Raw genomic sequence first — 534 nt, forward strand, 5'->3', positions numbered from 1 at the left:
CTGAAGCTGCGCGGCGTGCAGGACATCCTGATCGCCGTGGTCGACGGCCTGAAGGGCTTCCCGGAAGCGATCAACACGGTGTTCCCGGAAACGACGGTCCAGACCTGCATCGTGCATCTGATCCGGAACTCGCTGGACTTCGCGAGCTGGAAAGACCGGAAACCGGTCGCGGCGGCGCTCAAGGAGGTCTATCGGGCACCGTCGGCCGAAGCGGCTGCCGTGGCGCTGGATGCGTTCGATACGAGCCCGTGGGGTACGAAATATCCCCCGATTGCCGCACTCTGGCGCCGAGCCTGGGACCAGGTGATTCCGTTCTATGCCTTCGCGCCCGACATCCGGAAAATCGTCTATACGACCAACGCGATCGAATCGCTGCACATGCAGCTTCGGAAGATCATCAAGGCGCGCGGCCACTTCCCGTCGGACGAGGCCGCGCTCAAACTGATCTGGCTGGCGTTGCGCAACGTCGTGGCCAAGTGGACCGGTTCCCGGCACGATTGGAAGAGCGCCATGACTCAGTTCGCGCTGCTTTAC

Annotated in this window: 1 pseudogene; it reads left to right on the plus strand. The window is 62.9% G+C overall.

The window, feature by feature from the left end:
- Positions 1 to 534: pseudogene (locus tag BUB20358_RS28040) on the plus strand (IS256-like element IS1356 family transposase); the annotation flags it as partial.

The organism is Burkholderia dolosa, from assembly GCF_902499135.1.
Lineage (GTDB): Bacteria > Pseudomonadota > Gammaproteobacteria > Burkholderiales > Burkholderiaceae > Burkholderia > Burkholderia dolosa.